Raw genomic sequence first — 19,246 nt, 5'->3', positions numbered from 1 at the left:
GCGCTACCGCAGCGTCGCGGTGCCGTCCACGTGCACGTCGACGGTCGCACCGGCGATGTCCTCGCGCACGCTCGCGTCGGCGGTGTCCCGATCGCGGCTCACCGCCATGGTTCGTGACCCGTCGGGTGTGCGGACCGCAAGGAAAATCTGCTGGGGCTTGCCGTCCCGGTCGAACGGCGTGGTCCACGACTCCACCGCGCCCGTCCCCTGCCACTGCGTGAGCTCCGGCCGGGTCGGGTGGGCGTCCACCGCGGATTGAACGTCCTGCCAGCGGAATCCGGATGCGGGCGGTTCGGTGCCGTACACCCCCATGCTGTGCTTGGTCAGGTAGCCGCCGTTGGCGGTGATCAGCCCGCGCCGGCCCGGGTTGGCGACCAGCAGTTCAGCCAGGGTGGCTATCGAATGCATCACGTAGTTGTTCCACGGCCCGCCGGCGAAGGTCAGCCCGCCGGTCACGGTCAGCGGCCGGGCCGGGTCATCGGTGGGCAGACCCAGCTCGGCCGCGGTGACCTGGACCGCCGACGGGAAGCACGAGTACAGGTCGACGTAATCGATATCGCCGATCTCACCGACGCCCGCCAGTTCCAGTGCGCACTTCCCCGCGATCCGGATCGCCGGTGAGCGGTGCAGTTCGTCGCGGGCACCGATCGCATAAGTGTCGTGGGCATCGGCACCGGCCTGGGGAAAGATCCAGCGCTCCGACGGGATCCGCAGTTCGGTGGCGCCCTGAACGGAGGTCAGTACCAGCGCCGCGGCCTGGTCAACCATGTTGTTGGAGTTCATCAACTTGGTGTAGGGCCAGCTGATCATCCGGTTCTTCTGCCCTGGCCGCCAGATTTCTTCGGCTCCAACGGGTTCGCGGATCCAAGCATGCGGGTTGGCCACCGCGACCGCGTTGAACCGCGCCCACAGCTCACCAATGCGCCGGCGGTGGCCGTCGATGGTCTCCCCGGCCGCGATGCGCAGTGCCTGCTCGAACAGCGGGTAGACGTAAGCGGGCCGGTCCAACCCGATGCGTTCCTCGGCGGCACCCGACAACGGCACGTCCTCGCCCTCACATTCGGCGAGTGGAACCTCCGCATCGTCCTGCCGGGTCCAGGCCAGCCTGCCGCCGGCGGCCCGCAGCCGGCTGCGGGTGCGCCACATCTCACCGCCGGCCAGCAGCACCACCCCGGCGCGGCCGTCCTGGATGTCCAGGCAGGCTCGATTCAACAGCGACTGTGGCACATTGCCACCCATCGGGCTGTAGCGTGTGGCGGGCCGGTCGGCGCCGATCCGCTGCGCAAGCAGCACACCCGGATCGCGGTAGCGCGCCGAGAGCAGGTTCACCACCCGGATCGAGTCGACGGCGCGCAGCACCCGATCGTCGGCGGCGTGGCGCGCCGCCGCGGCCATCAGATCGACGGGTTCGACGGGATCGTGGTCGTCGCGGTGGTTGATCTGGCCGTAGCCGATCAGCACCGGTGTCCGGGGGTCGACGGGCATGGGCGTAAGACTAATCTGCGGCGCGCGCCCGCCGGCGTCGTGGCGTTCAGATCAGAAGGGCGGATTCGTTCAGATCAGAAGGGCGGATTATCGGTGAGTTTGGCGGCCAGCCTCCCGGCGATCCGGTTGGCTTGGTCGCCGATGTGGTCCCCGCAGGCCTTGACATCGATGACCTTGTCGGCCACGGTCCCCAACACCCGCTGGCAGCTGTAACCGTTGCGGCCGTCGAGGCTGAACGACTGAGTGATCTTCGGCGCGTCGCCGGTGACCTCGCCGATATTCCAGGTGAAGGCGTCGGTTCCGCCGTAAACAGCGGTCACCGTCTGCCCGGCACAAGCCCGCCACGGGAGCGCCGCGGCCCTGACGAACGCCAGGGCCCGGTCGGTATCAGCGGGGAACTTCGCCACGTCCTGGTCGACGAAGCGGTTTCCGTCGAGTCCGGCGCGTGCCACCCCGGCGCCGGCCTCGGACACCCGCCAGGTCAGCTGTTGGCTCCCGCTGTTCCGATATGTGCGGTCCAGACCCGGGTAGATCACACCCGCACAATCCGGCGGCGACACTTCAACCACACCGCTGGTGTGCTTGGCGTGCTGGGGTTCACCTTCAAGGGCTTTCATTCCGGAAACACCCATGATGGCGTCGAGTTCGCTGTCACCGAGCATGGCGAGGCCGGGGTGGTTGCGCGGGATCGCAACCAGAATCGTGCCGATCACCGCGACGACGACACCGCCGGCGAGAAACCACCTGTTGCGCGACGGCCACCTTCGCCGCGGGCCGGCCGCAACCGAATCGGTCGCGGCGATCGCGACCGGCCGGGCCCGCTCGGTCGCTGACTCCCCGGCAGGTTGCGGACCCGGTGCCGGCTCGACGACCGGTTGCGCACCCGACGACAGTGCCACCGTGCGCTGGGGTGTCGACTGCCGTGACAGCGCGGGGCGCGGGGCCGCGAACGGTACCGTGGTCATCCCACCGGCCGGGGTTGCGAGGTTGGCGTCGCAGGTGCTCAGCATCGCATCGACGTCGCTTCTGGTGCGCCAGGTGACATCGGGCCGGTCGCGCAGCAGATACAGCAGCCGAACGATGTCGCGGTGGGCGGTCGGATCGGCACAGTCCTCGTCAAGCTTGTTGCGCAGTTCCGAGACCAACCCGGCCTGCTCATGATGGCTCAACTCTGGGCTGGCAAGGATGCCGGCCAGCCGCATCAGATAGGCGAAGGGCACCTCCGGCTCGGCGGGTAGCGGCACCGGCAGCGGCTCCAGTTGAGCCGTTCGCTTCTGCAGCGCTTCGATCAACCGGATTTCATTGTCGGAGTTCGGGTTCCGGAAGTCGATGATCTGCGTGGCGGCAAGCGGGGTGACCCGCACGCTGTCGACCGGGCCGATCTGGACGGGAAGAATCGGGCGGCGTAGCGCCTGGGCGTACGCCAGCTCCGCTCGGCAGGGTTTGGAGGCCAGTGAGTTGTTCGACAACGCAACGATGAAGACGTCGCATTCGCGAATCTTCTCGAGGATGGTCTGCCACCAGGCCTCGCCGCCGCCCAGTTCATCGTCCAGCCACACACCCTGGCGGGTGCGCCGCAACACGAGCAGCAGGGCGTCAATGGCCGACCGGTCTTGGCTGGCGTGACTCACGAAGAGCATGAGCGCCTCCGGAAAGCTCGACGTGGGAAGAAGCATACCGAGTAAACTCCATCCCGCAATACCAACAGGACAGAACAGTGAGCCCGAGTCCGGAACAATGCACAGGCGCCCGTGCGGTCACGCGAATGCGTTCCCTCGTCACGTCTCGCCGTGCCGCCCATCTGGCCCTGTCGGCCCTGGCCGTCACCGTGATCGCATGGCTGTGCGTACTTGCCCGGTGGCCGGACACCGCCGACCGGTTACCGGCGTGGCTGGGCTGGTTCGGGCGCCCCGGATCGTTGCCGTCGGTCGCCCTCACCGTGACCGTCCTGGTCACGCTCTGTGTGCTGAGTATTCGCGGCCAGGGCGACACCCGATCGGGAAGCGCCCCGGTCGCGATAGTCGCCGGACTTGCCACCGTGGGCGCGCTACTGGGCCTGAGCTCGTTCTGGGAATGCCACGACGACACTCATCCGAGCTTCTTCCAGCCGCTGATCTGGACGGCGGTACTGATCAAAGGCGGCATGACAGACCTCTCGATGAGTGGGCAGGTCTGCCCTACCACCACGCCGGCCGCCCTGATCGTGGCACGACTGGCGGCACTCGGCGCCATTTTCACCGGACTCTCCGGTGTCGCGGTCGCCCTGTTCCGATCCCAGCTGGATCGCTGGCAGGCCAATCACGCCTCCGCTGTCACCGCGGTGATCGGTGTCGATGACGACTCCGGGGCGATGATCGGCGGCATTGCGCAGACGCTGGGCCGGCGCGACACGCTCGTCGTGATGTTCGACGCCGCCGACGACCGCGGCCTATACGGCGCGCGAGCCCTGGGAGCCCGGGTGCTCTCGGTAGACCTCAACAACCCGGCCTCGCTGGAATCGCTGTCGCTGTGGCGCAATCTCGCGAGTTTGTACCTGTTGTCGAGTGACGCCTCCAACAACCGGCTGTGGCTGGACACGATCAGCCAGGCCCTCGCCGATTCACGCCGCCAGCCGCGACGACTGCCTCTGGTGCTCAGGGTCGACGATCCGTGGCAGGCCGAGGCCTGGCGCGCCCAGCAATTCGGCGGGGCTGATGCGCGATGGGCCGTCGACATCATCGGAAAGTACGAAGTGACCGCCCGCTGGCTGCTCGACAATATCGTCGCAGCCAAGACTATTCGGCGGGTATTCGTGTGCGGCACTTCGCAGTTGACCCTGGCGCTCTGCGCCGACCTGACCCGCCGTAAATTGGAGCACGACTACTACACCGCCCCATCCGAGTCGGCGTTGCCGGCCCTCATACTGGTCGGCGAGGACGCCGCCGAATACCAGCGAGACCACGAATTCCACCGCGCGCAAATAGGACTCATCGCGACCGGTCCGGACATCGACGTGGTGTCCAGCGCACCGACGGTGCCGACCTTGGCCCAGCTGATCGATGCCGGTGATACGGCGACCAGTGCCGCCATATTCGTCGACGACTGGTCACGTGGTCCCCGTGGCCCGGCCACCACCGGAAGCCGGTTGGCGGCCCGCTTCACCACGATGCCGGTCTACAGCTGGGATCCCGACAGCCGGGTCAGTGACAACCCGATACCGATTGTGGGCCGGCTCCGTACTTTCCGGCTGATGCTGCAGATGTCCGACGGGCAAGCATCCGACGCCTGGGAGCGGGCCGCCAGCCTCATCCACGGGCGCTACCTCGCCAGCAGTGGTCCGCAGGCGCGACCGCTGCCCTCGCGGTTGCCGTGGGACGAACTCGACGAGTTCTACCGCGGGTCGAACCGGCGCCAGGTCCGCAATGCCTTGTGGATGGTCGAGCAGGTCGCCGATCACACCTGGGACACCTGGGGCAGCGCACCGGCCCCGCTGGCCGAGCGAGACATGGCCGGTTTACCGCCCCTGGAACAACTCGCTCAGCTGGGCTTCGACCACGATTCAGCCATCGCGATGGCCCGTACCGAACACGAAGACTGGTGCCACTACTACCACCGCAACGGTTGGCGATATGGCCCGAACCGAGACGATCGGCACCGGATCCACGACAAGCTGGTCGACTGGTCTGTCATCGAAACCGATCCTGCGCTGCTCGACGGCGTCCTGCTGAGCGTGGCGAACACGCTGTGGAGTCTTCGCCAGCTCGGCTACCGGTCCCGTCCGGTATGGCAGTCATTCGCCAGGGTCGGGACCGTCCGCGCCGAGCAGCGAGCCGGGCCATGGACCTGGACCTCCCCGTCCGGAGCGACGATGCAGGCAGGCCCCGGCGACTGGTTGGTCGAAGAGGACGGCAAGAGCTGGTCGGTGCGCGACGACATCTTCCGATCCTGCTACCGCCATCTGAGCGGATCGCAATGGCAACGGCGCGGAACGGTGCTTGCGCGAATAGCCCAGCCGGGAGAGAGAATCGAGACCCTGGAGGGCCCTACCGTAGCCGCCGACGGGGACTGGGTGGTCAAGGGTGATCACGGCGACCAATGGCCGGTTCCGGCCGATGTGTTCGCGCACCACTATGCCGAACCCCGTTCGGTGGGTGAGTGACCCAGCAGGCGTCGCGGAATCGCAGCGGCACCGTCGAGTCGGACTAATCTGCGGCGAACAGCACGCCGTCGGCGATCAACCGCTCGGTCTGCGTGTCGTCGAGCCCGAGCACGGCACGGCAGATCGCCCGGGTGTCCTGGCCGGGGAGCGGCGCCGGCCGTTGCGGCGCCTGCGGGATATTGCGGTACGGCGCCGGACCGGTTTCAGCCGGCAGTGGGTGCTCGATGAGCGGATGGATCATGTCGGCGAACACCGCGCGGTGGCTCAGCTGGGGATCCTCGGCGATGTCGGGTGGCCGGTTCATCGGCCCGGCCGCCACCCCGGCCGCCTGCAGCAGCCCGGCGACATCGGCCGGAGTGCGCTCACCGGTATGCCGGCTCAGCTGCTCGACGAGTTCGGCACGGTGGGCGCTGCGGTGCTCACCGGTGCCGAAGCGCGGGTCGGCGGCCAACGCCGCGTCGCCGAATGCCGCCGCCACACGGTGCCAATCGTCATCGGTGCGAATCGAGACCACGCACCACTCGTCGTCGCCGGAACACGGGCAGACCAGGTCCAGCCCGGTGTCCGGCACCACCGACGGTCCCGCGGCCCGCGCCACGTAGCAGGTGTCGAGTTGGTTGACGGCGGCCTCGGCCTGCGAGACGTGGACATGGGCTCCGGCGCCGGTTCGCCGGCCGGCTATCAGCGCTGCCAGCGCGCCGATGGCGGTGACCCGCGCGACCACATGGTCGGGGAATACGGTGGTGGCGTCATAGAAGGCGTGGCGCCCCGTCGCCGCCGCGCGCTGGGTGCCCTCCGGGCCCGGCGGAGCGGTCCACAACGCGGTGACCCCGGTGGTGGCACGCACCAGCGGGCCATAGCCCATCCGGTCGCTCCAGGGCCCGCTCTCCCCGAACGCGCTGCTCTCGGCCAGCACCACCTGCGGGTTGATGCCCCGCAGCGTTTCGTAGCAGAACCCCAGGGCGGCAAGGGTTCCCGGTTTGAAGTTGGCCAGTACCGCGTCGGCGCCACCCACCAACCGACCGAAGATCTCCTTGCCGGCCGGGCTGCGCAGATCCAGGCCGAACCCGAAGTTGTTGCGGTGCGTCCAGGCGAACGACTCGCTCATCGCCGATCCGGCGCGGGTCTGCCGCAGCCCGTCTGGGTAGTCGGCACTCTCCACCTTGATGATCTCTGCGCCCAGGTCGCCGAAGAGCCGGCTGGCCTCACCGCCGGCCACGATGACCCCCAAATCGACGATCCGCACCCCCTCGAACGGGCGCGCACCGACCGCGCCGCCGCCCGCCGGCACGTCCGGCCGGGCTCGCCATCCGGCGCCGCCATCACCGGCCGCCGGCGCCGGCGTGCGGAAACCGGCACGGCGCCCGTCGACCACGAAATAGCCGGTCGGTATCAGCGCAGCGACACCGGGGGCCAGTTCGGCGCTGACCGCGGCCCGCGCCGCCGCGAAATGTTCACCGGCCAGCACCTGCGCCGGTTCGCCCACGGCGGCGATCGGCACGCCGCGCGCCTGTCCGGCCGTGACCAGATCGGCCATGTCCTGCTCGGCGAACAGCTCGCGAACCAGCACGCTGATCTGCGGCCAGGCCGCGAACCGATCACCGATCACGTCGAATCTGGGGTCGGCGTAGGCGGCCGGCTCCCCCAGCCACGCCCGCAGCCCGCGCCACTGTCGCGGCGACATCACGCACAGCCGTACGTAGCCGTCCCGGCACGGATAGATCGGGTAGGCGTCCTGGTTGCGGGGCCGGCCACGCCAGCGACTCGCCCCGCGGCGGGCCGCTGCCACCTGGCCCTGCGAGCCGAAGATCGGATCGAGCACCGTGACCACCGCATCGAAGCGGGCGAAGTCGATGTAATCGCCGACGCCGCAACGTAACCGATTGTAGTAGGCCACCAGCACCGCCCAGGCGGCCTGCACCGCCGCGGTCGCCGAGGCTATCCCGTCCGGCGGCAGCACCGGGGCTCCGGTGGTCGGCCCTGATCGCGACAGCGCACCGGAGAGGGCGTAGAGCACCGCGTCGGTGGCCCGCCAGTGCGAACGCGGCCCGCTCATGCCGAAGTCGGTGACCGACATCGTCACCAGGTGGCGGTACCGGTCGGCCAGTTCACCGCACGAGGTCCCGAACCGCGAGGTCCCCAGGGCGGCGGTGCGCCCGGGCGGGCCGCCATCCACGACGATGTCGGCGGTGCGCGCCAGCTCGTCGAACCGGCGGCGGTCCCGTTCGTCGGCCGGATCCAGGATGACGCTTCGCTTGTTGGCGTTGTGCAACCCGAAGGAGATGCTCACGCCCCCCAGCAGTGGGGCAAGGCGGCGCGCCGGGCTGCCGCCGGGGGGCTCGACCTTGAGCACGTCGGCGCCCAGGTCGGCGAGCAACCTGGTGACCGCGTCGGCGTCACCACCAGCCAGATCCAGGACGCGAACCGACTCCAGCAGCACATGGCCAGGGTAATGAACGGTTGCCGCCGGTCCGCGTCGGCGTGGACAATCGCAGAGATGAGTGCAGAGACCACGGCACCGACATCCCCCACCCTTTCCGACGACGACCTGGCACGCATCGACGCCTATTGGCGGGCCGCCAACTACCTGTCGGTGGGCCAGATCTATCTGCTGGACAACCCGCTGCTGACCGAACCGCTGCAGGCCGAGCACGTCAAGCCGCGGCTGTTGGGGCACTGGGGCACCACCCCGGGGCTGAACCTGCTTTACGCCCACCTGAATCGGGTCATCCGGGAGCGCGACGCCGACGTCATCTTCGTCACCGGGCCCGGTCACGGCGGCCCGGCGCTGGTCGCCAACGCCTACCTGGAAGGCACCTACAGCCAGGTGTACACCGGCATCGGGGAGAATGCCGAAGGCCTACGAAAATTGTTCCGGCAGTTCTCATTTCCCGGTGGGGTACCCAGCCACGTGGCCGCCGAGACGCCGGGCTCCATCCATGAGGGCGGCGAACTGGGCTACGCGCTGGTGCATGCCTTCGGCGCGGCATTCGACAACCCGGAGCTGGTGGTGGCCTGTGTCATCGGCGACGGCGAGGCCGAGACCGGACCCCTGGCCGCCAGCTGGCATTCGAACAAATTCCTCAACCCGGCCACCGACGGCGCGGTACTGCCCATCCTGCATCTCAACGGCTACAAGATCGCCAATCCGACGCTGCTGGCCCGCATCCCGAATTCGGAGTTGGAGGCGCTGCTGCGTGGCTACGGCTACCGGCCGATCACCGTCGCCGGCGACGATCCGGCCGTCGTGCACCGGTCGCTGGCGGCCGCGCTCGACGACGCGTTCGACGACATCGCGGCGATCCGCCGCGCCGCGCGCGCCGGCGGCTCGACTATGCGGCCGGTCTGGCCGATGATCGTGCTGCGCACCCCCAAGGGCTGGACCGGGCCGGCCAAGGTGGACGGTCAGCAGGTGGAGGGCACCTGGCGGTCGCATCAGGTGCCGCTCGCTGCGACCCGCACCGATCCCGGGCACCGCAGCCAGCTGGAGGAATGGTTGCGCGGTTACCGGCCGACGGAGTTGTTTGACGAATCGGGCCGGCTGCGGCCGGAGCTGGCCGCACTGGCGCCGCGCGGAAACCGCCGGATGAGCGCCAACCCGCACGCGAACGGCGGCTTGCTGCTGCGCGATTTGGACCTGCCCGACTTCCGGGACTACGCCGTGCCGGTGTCCCGGCCGGCCACCGAGACCCACGAGGCCACCCGCGTGCTGGGAACCTTCCTGCGCGACGTCATCGACCGCAACCGCGATCGGTTCCGGTTGATGGGCCCCGACGAAACCGCCTCGAATCGCCTTTCAGCGGTATTCGAGACGACCGACCGGGTCTGGCTGTCGGAGACCGCACCCGGCGACGATCACCTGGCCCCCGACGGCCGGGTGCTCGAAGTGCTCTCCGAACACCTCTGCCAGGGCTGGCTGGAGGGCTATCTGCTGACCGGCCGACATGGGCTGTTCAACTGCTATGAGGCGTTCGTGCACATCGTCGACTCGATGTTCAACCAGCACGCCAAGTGGCTTGCTGTCAGCCGAGAGCTGCCGTGGCGCCGGCCGATCGCCTCACTCAATTACCTGCTGACCTCCCACGTCTGGCGCCAGGACCACAACGGCGCATCCCACCAGGACCCGGGCTTCATCGACCTGGTGGCCAACAAGCGCCCCGAGGTGGTGCGGGTCTACCTACCGCCGGACGGCAACACCCTGCTGTCGGTGGCCGACCACTGCCTGCGCAGCCGCAACTACGTGAACGTGATCGTCGCCGGCAAGCAGCCGGCACTGGCCTACCTGGACATGCCCGAGGCGGTGGCGCACTGCACCCGGGGATTGGGCATCTGGGAATGGGCCGGCACCGCCACCGGTGAGCCGGACGTGGTGCTGGCCTGCGCCGGCGACGTCCCCACCCTCGAAACGCTGGCCGCCGCGGACATCCTGCGCCGGGAGCTGCCCGGCCTTGCCGTGCGGGTGGTCAACGTGGTGGACATCATGCGGCTGCAGCCTGCCACCGAGCATCCGCACGGGTTGTCCGACAGCGAGTTCGACGCCTTGTTCACCCGCGACAAGCCGGTGATCTTCGCCTACCACGGCTATGCCTGGCTGATCCACCGGCTGACCTATCGGCGCACCAACCACGACCAGCTGCACGTGCGCGGGTATCGCGAGCGCGGTACCACCACCACGCCATTCGACATGGTGATGCTCAATGACCTGGATCGCTTCCATCTGGTGATGGACGTCATCGACCGGGTGCCGGGTCTGGCTGAGCGCAGCGCGCTGCTGCGCCAGCAGATGCTCGATGCCCGGCTGGCCGCGCGGCTCTACACCCGCGAGCACGGTGAGGACGACCCCCGGATCGCGGACTGGACGTGGCGAACGGACGTGTCCGGAGCCGACGGCGAGATAAGGTGACGGCCATGACAGTTCACCCGTCACCGGTCCGGACGCTTCGCAAGGCGGCAATGCTGCTGTTCGGCGTGCTCGTCGCCTCGGCGACCGTCGCCGGTGTCACCCCGGCCGGCGCGACGCCGGACCTCACCTTGGTGCCCGTCCGCTATGACCTGACCGGAACCGGCGTCGCCGGCTACATCACCTACCAGACCCAGAACGGTCAGTCCCACGCCACCAACGCCCCGTTGCCCTGGTCGATCGAGCTGACCGGCCGAATGACCAACATGGCCAATTCCGCCGTCTACTCGGTGAGCGCCCAGGGTGCCGGCCCGGGCACGCTGAGCTGCACGGTCAGCGTCAATGGAAAGGTCGTCAGCCGACAGACCGCGACCGGAGACCCGGCGCGAGTGCTGTGCACGACGCACGGTCCCCGCTGAGCTTTCTTGAGCCCCGCGCGTACTGACCGGACTGCGTCAGCTTCCGGGCGGGCGTAGAATCCGACCAATGCCTTGCCACGATTTCGCGGCGTCCGGGGGGCGGCATCCGTTGGTGTCGCAACTCGCGGCGCTGAACCAGTTTCGCGCCTTCGTCGACGTCGCCGTCGTCGTGGTGGTCTTGGTGATGGCCAACCTGGTCGCGCATTTCACCACGCCCTGGGCGGCGGTGGCCACGGTGCCCGCGGTCGCCGTCGGTTTGGTGGCCCTGGTCCGCTGCAATGGTCTGAGCTGGGCGGAGCTCGGTCTGGGCCGCGCCCACTGGAAGTCCGGGGTCGGTTACGCCGTCGCGGCGGTACTGGTGGTGGTGTCGGTGATCGCCGTCGGCGCCTTACTGCCCTGGACCAGGCCGATGTTCTTGAACAACCACTACGCCACGCTGTCCGGCGCGGTGGTGGCCTCGATGCTGGTCATCCCGCTGCAGACCGTCATCCCCGAAGAGCTGGCGTTCCGCGGCGCGCTGCACGGCGCGTTGCACCGGGCCTGGGGGTTCCGCGGCGTCGCCGCGGCGGGCTCGCTGCTGTTCGGGTTGTGGCATGTGGCGACCTCACTCGGGCTGACCAGCAGCAATGTCGGATTTACCCGGCTGTTCGGCGGCGGGTTCCTGGGCATGGTGGCCGGCGTGACGCTGGCGGTGCTGGCCACCGGGGTGGCCGGTTTCGTGTTCAGCTGGCTGCGTCGCCGCAGCGGCAGCCTCATCGCTCCGATCGCCCTGCACTGGTCGCTCAACGGGGTGGGTGCCCTCGCGGCCGCCCTGGTCTGGCAACTGTCGGCCTGAGCCGGCGGTTCACACCACCAACACCGCCGCCCCGGCGATCCGGCCCGCGGCAAGGTCCGCCAGCGCCCGGTCGGCGTCGCCCAGCGAGTACTCCGGCGTCGTCACGGTGATGTGGTGCGCCGCGGCGAAGTCGAGGAACTCGCGGGCGTCAGCGCGGGTGTTCGACGTCACCGACCGGATCCGGCGTTCGTAGAACAGGTCGCGCTGGTAGTTCAGCGGCGGGATATCGCTCAGATGGATTCCGGCGATCGCGCACGTGCCACCGCGATCCAGGGCCTGGCAGGCGGGCGGCACCAGCTCGCCGACCGGCGCGAACAGGATGGCCGAGTCCAACCGCACCGGCGGCGGGTCGGCCGCCCCCTGGACCGAGGCCGCCCCCAGCTGCAGCGCCAGCTCCCAAGCCTGCGGATCCCGGGTCATCACGTGCACCTCGGCGCCGCGGGCCAACGCGACCTGCGCGGTGATATGCGCACTGCCGCCGAACCCGTAGATTCCCAGCCGGCCGCCGGGCGGCAGGTCGGCGAGTTGCAACGAACGGTAGCCGATGATGCCGGCACACAGCAGCGGCGCCAACTCGGTGTCGCTGTAGCCGCCGGGCAGATGATGGGCGAACGCGGCTGGGACGGTGGCGAATTCCGCATAACCGCCGTCGTCATCCCAGCCGGTGTAGCGCGACCGCGGGCACAGGTTCTCATCGCCCCGACGGCAGTATCGGCAGGTTCCGCAGGTGTGCCGTAGCCAGGCGATTCCGACCCGATCCCCCACCGCGAAGTCCTCGCCGGCTTCGGCGCCCACCTCGACGACCTCGCCGACCACCTCGTGGCCAGGGGTGACCCCGGCGCGGTGCACCGGTAGGTCACCTTCGGTGACGTGCAAGTCGGTGCGGCACACCCCGCAGGCGCGCACCGCGACCAGCAACTCCGCGGGCTGCGGCCGAGGCACCGCGGCGCTGACCCGGTGCAAGGGCCCGCCGGCGATGGGACCGGGATGATCGACCCGCCAGGCGGTCATGGTCATCCCGGGGGACTGCGCACCCATGACGACATTGTGCGCCCAGCGACCGGGGGCCGGTTCAGCCTCGGCGCATCAATCCCAGCAGCCAAAGCAGCAGGACCGACCCCAAGGTCGCGGTGAACAGCGTGAACCACCAGCCACCGCCGGCCGTGTCGAGGAAGAAGCTCAGCAGGAAACCACCGATCAATGCGCCGATGACACCGATCACGATGTTCATCAAAATACCGCGGCCGCCGCCGCCGACGATCTTGCCGGCCAGCCAGCCGGCGATGGCACCGATGATGATGTAGCCGATCCAGCCGACACTGGTCAGCGTCGTCGAGCGTTCGGCGAGGAATTCCGTTGCCGCCAGCACATGCGTTTGCGCAGTCATATCGCCAGGCTAGCGGCTTTTACACCGCTGCGCGGCAAACTATGCCAGCCGATCGGTCAGGATGCGGGCGCCGGCGCCGGCGGCGCCGCCGGGGCGGGTTCCGGGGCCGGTGCGGGAGCCGGAGCAGGCGCCGGTGCGGGCGCCGGTGCGGGCGCCGGAATACCCGGGATGCCGGGCACCGGAGCGGGCGCCGGCTCGACCGGGGCCGGAGCCGCAGTCAGCGGACGGATGGACTCCGTCAGCACTTTGGCCGCCTCCCGGTCCACCGGGTTGTTCGCGGTTCCCAGCCACACCACGAACCACCGCTCGGTCTGGGCGCCGGTGCCGCCGTCGGCCGGCGGCACACCGATGACGCCGCTCCAGATCTGGCCGACCGGTTTGGCCGGGTCGGTGAACTTGACCTCGTAGTAGGACGCGCTGCCGGTCAGGCCGCCGCCCGCCAGCTGAGTGCTTTCCTGGTTGGCGCGGGTCCCGGGGTAGGGCATGAAGAATTCGCCCATGTCGGATCCGAGCCGGGTGGCGGCCTTGGCGTTGTCGGTCTCGGCGCTGGCGTAGAGCCGCTGATCCAGCTTGCCGAGCACGATCCGGGTGTCGTTGGCCACCGGTGCGGGCTGCCCGGGCAGCATCGGCTCTCCGGTCTGCTTGCTCAGCAGCGAGGATCCATATTCCAGGTGGCTGGTGTCGGACTGCACCCAGCCGCCGGGCAGCACGTAGCTGAATCCGCCGGCCACGTCGTCGACCCGGCCCACCTCGGGTGCGCCCGGCTCGGCGGCCGGCGCCGGTGCGTGCCCGTCGGCGGGGGGCGGTGCGTCGGCCGGTGGCGCATCGGCCGTGGCGGGCGGCGCCGGCGGTGGTGGCGGCGGCGGGTCCGCGGAGGCCGGCGACGCCATGGCGAATGCCAGCGCACCGGCGATCGCGGTGGCCCACGTCGTCGCAGCCACCGCCCGAATGCCCCTGTGAGCCGTTGAGGTCAGGTCCACCTGCTTCATGGCAGAAAAACCTACCGCGTCCGGACCGCTACGCAAGTTACGCCATGCCGGGGTGTGTCGCCCGCAAGGTCACTTCCTGCGCCTTGACGCCGAACCAGACCGGCTCGCCCGGCGCGAGCCGCAACTCGCCGGCGGCCTCGGCGGTGATGTCGGCGGCCAGTCCGGGCGCGCCGTCCGGCTGGTCGACACCGCGTACCTGGATCGCGCTGCCCCGTGCGTCCAGTTCGGCGACGGTCACCGCCACGAGGTTGCGCGGGCTGCCGTGCGCCGGCGGCTCCCGATACACCGCAACCGCCCGGGGTGTACACACCGCGACAGCCGGCCGGCCGACGCCCGAGCCGTCGTCGGCGATTCCGTACCACCGATCGCCCCACCGGGTGCGTAGCACACCGTCGCTTTCGATCACCCCGGCCACCAGATTGAAACCGGCGATGCGCGCCCCGAATCGACTGCGGGGTGCGGCCAAAACCTCTGCCGTGCCACCGATTTCGGCAACCCGACCCGACTCGAGCACCAATACCCGATCGGCCAGCGCGAACACGTCGAGCAGGTCATGGGTGACCAGCACCGTGGTGCGGCGGGTGGTGGCGATGACCTCACGCAGCACGGTGCGCACCGCATCGGCCGCAGCCACATCGAGCCCGGCCAACGGCTCGTCGAGCAGCAGCACGTCGGGTTCGGCGGCCAGCGCGCGGGCGATCGCGACCCGCTGCGCTTGGCCGCCGGAGAGCCGGCGCGGCTTGCGGTCGGCCAGCTCTTCGGCGCCGACGGCACGTAACCACGGCGCCGCCAACACCCGGGTGCGCGCCTGCCGCCGGCCGAGGCGCCACCGACGGTGCCCACTGTGCGGTCCGAATGCCACGTTGGCCGCCACGCTCAGGTGCGGGAACAGCAGTGGATCCTGCATCAGCAAGCCGATCCGGCGGTCGCAGGTGGCGATGTGCACCGCGGCCTCGGTGTCGGTCAGCACTCGATCGCCGACCCGCACCACGCCCGAATCGGGCGGTAGCAGGCCGGCGATCACGTGCAGCAGGGTGGATTTGCCGGCGCCGTTGGGCCCGAGCACCGCGAGCACCTCACCCGGCTCGACCGTCATTCGCACATCCAGGCCGCGCTCGGCGACCACCGCGTGCAGCGTCAGCCCGTCCGCCACCCGGGTCACCCGATGCCGGCCAGCCGCCGGGCTCCCAGTCCCAGCACCACTACCGCCGCCACCGCAACCAGCAGCAGCGACATCGCGGCGGCGGCGTCGGCGTCGGTCACCCGCTGCAGATAGATGGCCAGCGGCAGCGTTCGGGTGACGCCCTCGCGGGAGCCGGCAAAGGTCAACGTCGCCCCGAACTCCCCCAGTGACCGCGCGAAGGCCAGCACCGCCCCCGAGATCAGGCCCGGTGTCAGCAGCGGCAGCGTCACCCGCCACCACACCGTGCTCGGCCGGGCTCCCAGGCTGGCGGCCACCACCTCATAGTCGGCGCCCGCGGTGCGGGCCGCGCCCTCCAGCGCGATCACCAGGAACGGCAGCGACACAAACGTCTGCGCCAGCACCACCGCGGCCGTGGTGAACGCGATGTGGATTCCGGCCGCCTCCAGATAGCGGCCCAGCAGCCCGAGCCGCCCGAACGCGTACAGCAGCGCGATACCGCCCACCACCGGCGGCAGCACCAGCGGCAGCAACGTCAGGGGCCGCAGCAGCCGCACCACCCGCGACTGACTGCGCGCCAGGACCAACGCCATCGGCACGCCCAGCACGACGCAGAGCGCAGTAGCGACCGTGGCCGTTTTCAGGCTCAACAGCAGCGCGGTCATCGAGGATGGACTGGTGATCAACGACCAGAAGTGCGGCCAGTCGACCCTGACCGCGATCGCCACCAACGGCAGCACCACGAACGTGGCGCCGATCGCGGCGGGCACATAGACCCAGCCCGGCAGGTCAGGGGGCCGGTGCACAGATCAGGGCTCACCGAAGCCGGCGGTGTGCAGGATCTTCTGCCCCGCCACACCGGTGACCACCTCGACGAATGCGCGAGCCGGTACGGCTTGCGCCGCGTCTTTGAGCAGCGCGACCGGGTAGGTGTTGACCGCCCCCGCCGCCTCGGGGAATTCGACGGTGGCCACCTTGTCGCCGGCGTTGATGGCATCGGTGCGGTAGACGACCCCGGCGTCGGCCTGGCCGGTGGTGACCTTGTTGAGCACGTCGGTGACGTCGGGCTCCTCACTGACCGGATTCACCCGGACCCCGGTGAGGTCTTCGACCTTGCCGGTCGCCGCTCCGCATGGCACCGGCGGTTGACACACCACCACGGCCAGGTCGGGGCCGGCCAGATCGGCGAAGGAGCGCACCGCGTGCGGGTTGCCCGGCGCGGTGACGATCACCAGTGTGTTGCTGGCGAACGGCACCGGCTCACCGTCCAGCAGGCCGGCCCGGGCGACCTTGTCCATCTGGGCGGTGTTTGCCGACGCGAAGACGTCGGCGCGCGCACCCTCGGTCAGCTGGGTGGCCAAGTCCGAGGACCCGGCGAAGTTGAACTCCACTGCCACGCCGGGGTGGTCGGTCTTGAACTGCTCGGCGATCTCGGTGAACGCCGCCTTCAGCGACGCCGCAGCGAACACCGTGATCGATGGCGTCGCCGGGCCGGAACTACAGCCGGTCAATCCCGTCGAACCCGCTGCCAGCATGATCGCCACCGCGCCGGAGACCACCACCCGGGTTCGCCACATGGCCCACAAGCCTATCGGGGACCGCAAGCGCGGCGAAGCCGGGCGCAGCGGGTCCCCGACACCAACACCGCGGACCGCAAGCGCGGCGAAGCGCGCCTAATCCGGACCGTAGCCGGATCGTGTCTGTGCCGAGTTGCGTCCCGCGCCCGCAAACCGGCTACTGTCCAGTAACATAGCTGCCAACACGAGGAGGTCCTACCGATGGATGTGCTGGTCACCGGTGGTGACACCGAATTGGGTCGCACCGTTGCAGAAGGCTTCAGCGAAGCCGGCCACAAGGTGACGCTCGCAGGGATGCGAGGTCCCGAGCTCGAAATCGCCGCCAAGGAACTCGACGCCAACGCCGTGGTCTGCGACAACACGGATCCGGCGAGCCTGCTGGCGGCCCGCAGCCTGTTCCCCCACCACCTCGACACCATCGTCAATGTCCCCGCGCCGCGCTGGCAAGGCGGTGACCCGCGCGCCTACTCGCTGGCCGACCAGGCCGCCGCATGGCGCGGCGCCCTCGACGCCACCGTGCTCTCGGCGGTGCTGACGGTCGCGACGGTGGGCGATCACCTGCGTTCCGGCGGCTCGATCGTTTCGGTGGTACCGGAGAACCCGCTCGACGGCGGCGCCGATGCGGCCGTCAAGGCCGCCCTGTCGAGCTGGACCGCCGGGCAGGCCACGGTGTTCGGCACCCGCGGCATCACCGTCAACGTGGTCGCCGCCGGCGCCGGTGCGCGTCCGGGCTACGACGGGCTCACCAGTGCCCCGGCCGGCGCGGACACCGAGATCGCCCGCCTGGCAGTGTTCTTGACCACGCCGGCCGCCCGGCACATCACCGGCCAGACCCTGCACGTCAGCCACGGAGCGCTGGCCCATTTCGGCTGATGTCGCACCGGAGTGGCTAATCCCACAGCGATCGAATTCGGTGACCGCCAAGTGGTTCGACTAGCGTATTTGTGAACGCAGTCGCCGTCGAGGAGCAACCGTATTCCCATGAGCGCCCAGCCTGAAGTCACTGCGCCGCAGAGCCGACGCCACCAGGTCGTCATCATCGGCTCCGGATTCGGCGGCTTGACCGCGGCCAAGAAACTCAAGCGAGCCGACGTCGACGTCAAGTTGATCGCGCGCACCACCCACCACCTGTTCCAGCCGCTGCTCTACCAGGTTGCGACCGGAATCCTCTCCGAAGGGGAGATCGCGCCGTCGACCCGCGTGGTGCTGCGCAAGCAGCGCAACGCCCAGGTGCTGCTCGGCGACGTCACCCACATCGACCTTGCCGGAAAGTACGTCACCTCGGAGGTGCTGGGTCACACCTACGACACCCCATTCGACAGCCTGATCATCGCGGCCGGCGCCGGCCAGTCCTATTTCGGCAACGACCACTTCGCCGAGTTCGCCCCCGGCATGAAGACCATCGATGACGCCCTGGAACTCCGGGGCCGCATCCTGAGCGCCTTCGAGCAGGCCGAACGGTCCCGGGACCAGGCCCGGCGGGAGAAGCTGCTCACGTTCACGGTGGTCGGCGCGGGCCCGACCGGCGTCGAAATGGCCGGGCAGATAGCCGAATTGGCCAATTACACGCTCAAGGGCGCGTTCCGCAACATCGACTCGACCAAGGCACGGGTGATCCTGCTCGACGCCGCCCCGGCGGTGCTGCCGCCGATGGGCGAGAAGCTGGGGCTCAAGGCAGCCGAGCGGCTGCAGAAGATGGGTGTGGAGATCCAGCTCGGCGCCATGGTCACCGACGTCGACCGCAACGGCCTGACGGTCAAGGACTCCGACGGCACGATCCGGCGCATCGAGTCGCAGTGCAAGGTGTGGTCGGCCGGCGTCTCCGCCAGTCCGCTGGGCCACGATCTCGCCGAGCAGTCCGCGGTGGAACTCGACCGCGCCGGCCGGGTCAAGGTGCTGCCGGACCTGTCGGTGCCGGGGCACCCCAACGTCTTCGTCGTCGGGGACATGGCGGCCGTCGACGACGTGCCCGGCATGGCGCAGGGCGCCATCCAGGGCGCCAAGCACGCCGCCAACACCATCAAGGCCGAGCTCGGCGGCGCCGACCCGGCTGACCGCGAGCCGTTCCAGTACCTGGACAAGGGCTCGATGGCCACGGTGTCGAGGTTCTCCGCGGTCGCCAAGATCGGCCCGCTGGAGTTCGGCGGTTTTCTGGCCTGGCTGGCGTGGCTGGGACTGCACCTGATCTATCTGGTCGGGTTCAAGAACAAGGTCAGCACGCTGCTGTCGTGGAACGTGACGTTCCTGAGCACCCGCCGCGGCCAGCTCACCATTACCGAGCAGCAGGCCTTCGCCCGCACCCGCTTGGAACAACTCGAGGTGCTGGCGGCCGAGGCGCAGCGCGGCGCCGAACGCGCGGTCAGTTAGCAGCGGCT

General features: G+C 69.6%; 15 protein-coding genes. 6 read left to right on the top strand and 9 right to left on the bottom strand.

Going from position 1 to position 19,246, the window contains the following annotated elements; genetic code table 11:
* Positions 1 to 3: 3 nt before the first annotated feature.
* Together ACAG20_RS02750 and ACAG20_RS02745 are read right to left on the bottom strand one after the other, a co-directional pair.
* A complete protein-coding gene (locus ACAG20_RS02750) occupies positions 4 to 1,485 on the bottom strand; it encodes an acetyl-CoA acetyltransferase (RefSeq protein WP_370491456.1) in 1,482 nt (493 codons plus the stop codon).
* A gap of 74 nt (positions 1,486 to 1,559) precedes the next feature.
* Positions 1,560 to 3,125, bottom strand: a complete 1,566-nt coding sequence (locus tag ACAG20_RS02745; protein ID WP_370491455.1) for a sensor domain-containing protein — start codon at positions 3,123 to 3,125, stop codon at positions 1,560 to 1,562.
* A gap of 125 nt (positions 3,126 to 3,250) precedes the next feature.
* On the opposite strand from ACAG20_RS02745, the gene ACAG20_RS02740 reads away from it, so the two are divergent.
* On the top strand, positions 3,251 to 5,623 hold the full coding sequence (locus ACAG20_RS02740; RefSeq protein ID WP_112685622.1) for a hypothetical protein: 2,373 nt from the start codon (positions 3,251 to 3,253) through the stop codon (positions 5,621 to 5,623).
* 43 nt (positions 5,624 to 5,666) lie between these two features.
* Here the strand turns inward: ACAG20_RS02740 and ACAG20_RS02735 are convergent, their stop codons facing one another.
* Positions 5,667 to 8,063: a CoA transferase gene (locus ACAG20_RS02735; RefSeq protein WP_370491454.1), complete on the bottom strand. Its 2,397-nt coding sequence runs from the start codon at positions 8,061 to 8,063 to the stop codon at positions 5,667 to 5,669.
* 57 nt (positions 8,064 to 8,120) lie between these two features.
* On the opposite strand from ACAG20_RS02735, the gene ACAG20_RS02730 reads away from it, so the two are divergent.
* From ACAG20_RS02730 to ACAG20_RS02720, 3 genes are all read left to right on the top strand, one after another.
* Positions 8,121 to 10,526 (top strand): phosphoketolase, encoded by a 2,406-nt coding sequence (locus ACAG20_RS02730; RefSeq protein WP_370491453.1) that lies wholly within the window; start codon positions 8,121 to 8,123, stop codon positions 10,524 to 10,526.
* A 5-nt stretch (positions 10,527 to 10,531) separates the two neighbouring features.
* The gene (locus ACAG20_RS02725; RefSeq protein WP_370491452.1) at positions 10,532 to 10,942 is read left to right on the top strand and encodes an MmpS family transport accessory protein; all 411 of its coding nucleotides are present in this window, start codon (positions 10,532 to 10,534) and stop codon (positions 10,940 to 10,942) included.
* Between the two features lie 67 nt (positions 10,943 to 11,009).
* Complete coding sequence (locus ACAG20_RS02720; protein WP_370491451.1) at positions 11,010 to 11,777, top strand: lysostaphin resistance A-like protein; 768 nt, start codon at positions 11,010 to 11,012, stop codon at positions 11,775 to 11,777.
* 9 nt (positions 11,778 to 11,786) lie between these two features.
* Here ACAG20_RS02720 and ACAG20_RS02715 read toward each other — a convergent pair whose 3' ends face one another.
* The 6 genes from ACAG20_RS02715 to modA form a co-directional block, all read right to left on the bottom strand.
* Positions 11,787 to 12,815: a zinc-binding alcohol dehydrogenase family protein gene (locus ACAG20_RS02715; RefSeq protein WP_370491450.1), complete on the bottom strand. Its 1,029-nt coding sequence runs from the start codon at positions 12,813 to 12,815 to the stop codon at positions 11,787 to 11,789.
* Positions 12,816 to 12,849: 34 nt separating this feature from the next.
* The gene (locus tag ACAG20_RS02710; RefSeq protein ID WP_370491449.1) at positions 12,850 to 13,164 is read right to left on the bottom strand and encodes a GlsB/YeaQ/YmgE family stress response membrane protein; all 315 of its coding nucleotides are present in this window, start codon (positions 13,162 to 13,164) and stop codon (positions 12,850 to 12,852) included.
* A gap of 56 nt (positions 13,165 to 13,220) precedes the next feature.
* Complete coding sequence (locus tag ACAG20_RS02705) at positions 13,221 to 14,153, bottom strand: alanine and proline-rich secreted protein Apa (protein WP_370491448.1); 933 nt, start codon at positions 14,151 to 14,153, stop codon at positions 13,221 to 13,223.
* Between the two features lie 37 nt (positions 14,154 to 14,190).
* Positions 14,191 to 15,249, bottom strand: a complete 1,059-nt coding sequence (locus ACAG20_RS02700) for a sulfate/molybdate ABC transporter ATP-binding protein (protein WP_370491722.1) — start codon at positions 15,247 to 15,249, stop codon at positions 14,191 to 14,193.
* A gap of 62 nt (positions 15,250 to 15,311) precedes the next feature.
* Positions 15,312 to 16,100, bottom strand: a complete 789-nt coding sequence (locus ACAG20_RS02695; protein ID WP_112685433.1) for an ABC transporter permease — start codon at positions 16,098 to 16,100, stop codon at positions 15,312 to 15,314.
* A gap of 3 nt (positions 16,101 to 16,103) precedes the next feature.
* Positions 16,104 to 16,871 carry a molybdate ABC transporter substrate-binding protein gene (gene modA / locus ACAG20_RS02690; RefSeq protein WP_370491447.1) on the bottom strand — a complete coding sequence of 256 codons (768 nt, stop codon included), beginning with the start codon at positions 16,869 to 16,871 and terminating at the stop codon, positions 16,104 to 16,106.
* A 201-nt stretch (positions 16,872 to 17,072) separates the two neighbouring features.
* Here modA and ACAG20_RS02685 point away from each other — a divergent pair, with 201 nt between their 5' ends.
* Both ACAG20_RS02685 and ACAG20_RS02680 read left to right on the top strand, forming a co-directional pair.
* Positions 17,073 to 17,744, top strand: coding sequence for an SDR family oxidoreductase (locus ACAG20_RS02685; protein WP_370491446.1), 672 nt, complete (start codon positions 17,073 to 17,075; stop codon positions 17,742 to 17,744).
* Between the two features lie 108 nt (positions 17,745 to 17,852).
* Positions 17,853 to 19,238: an NAD(P)/FAD-dependent oxidoreductase gene (locus ACAG20_RS02680; RefSeq protein WP_370491445.1), complete on the top strand. Its 1,386-nt coding sequence runs from the start codon at positions 17,853 to 17,855 to the stop codon at positions 19,236 to 19,238.
* Positions 19,239 to 19,246: the final 8 nt, after the last annotated feature.

Origin of the sequence: Mycobacterium sp. pW045, from assembly GCF_041287085.1 — a bacterium.
GTDB classification, from domain to species: Bacteria; Actinomycetota; Actinomycetes; order Mycobacteriales; family Mycobacteriaceae; genus Mycobacterium; species Mycobacterium algericum_A.
Note: the sequence above shows the minus strand (reverse complement) of the source record. Positions and strands in the feature narration are given on the sequence as shown.

Coding starts and splice junctions, on each gene's coding strand:
- ACAG20_RS02750 (WP_370491456.1), bottom strand. CDS start 1,485: ATGCCCGTCGACCCCCGGACACCGGTGCTGATCGGCTACGGCCAGATC.
- ACAG20_RS02745 (WP_370491455.1), bottom strand. CDS start 3,125: ATGCTCTTCGTGAGTCACGCCAGCCAAGACCGGTCGGCCATTGACGCC.
- ACAG20_RS02740 (WP_112685622.1), top strand. CDS start 3,251: ATGCGTTCCCTCGTCACGTCTCGCCGTGCCGCCCATCTGGCCCTGTCG.
- ACAG20_RS02730 (WP_370491453.1), top strand. CDS start 8,121: ATGAGTGCAGAGACCACGGCACCGACATCCCCCACCCTTTCCGACGAC.
- ACAG20_RS02725 (WP_370491452.1), top strand. CDS start 10,532: ATGACAGTTCACCCGTCACCGGTCCGGACGCTTCGCAAGGCGGCAATG.
- ACAG20_RS02720 (WP_370491451.1), top strand. CDS start 11,010: ATGCCTTGCCACGATTTCGCGGCGTCCGGGGGGCGGCATCCGTTGGTG.
- ACAG20_RS02715 (WP_370491450.1), bottom strand. CDS start 12,815: ATGGGTGCGCAGTCCCCCGGGATGACCATGACCGCCTGGCGGGTCGAT.
- ACAG20_RS02710 (WP_370491449.1), bottom strand. CDS start 13,164: ATGACTGCGCAAACGCATGTGCTGGCGGCAACGGAATTCCTCGCCGAA.
- ACAG20_RS02705 (WP_370491448.1), bottom strand. CDS start 14,153: ATGAAGCAGGTGGACCTGACCTCAACGGCTCACAGGGGCATTCGGGCG.
- ACAG20_RS02700 (WP_370491722.1), bottom strand. CDS start 15,249: ATGACGGTCGAGCCGGGTGAGGTGCTCGCGGTGCTCGGGCCCAACGGC.
- modA (WP_370491447.1), bottom strand. CDS start 16,871: ATGTGGCGAACCCGGGTGGTGGTCTCCGGCGCGGTGGCGATCATGCTG.
- ACAG20_RS02685 (WP_370491446.1), top strand. CDS start 17,073: ATGGATGTGCTGGTCACCGGTGGTGACACCGAATTGGGTCGCACCGTT.
- ACAG20_RS02680 (WP_370491445.1), top strand. CDS start 17,853: ATGAGCGCCCAGCCTGAAGTCACTGCGCCGCAGAGCCGACGCCACCAG.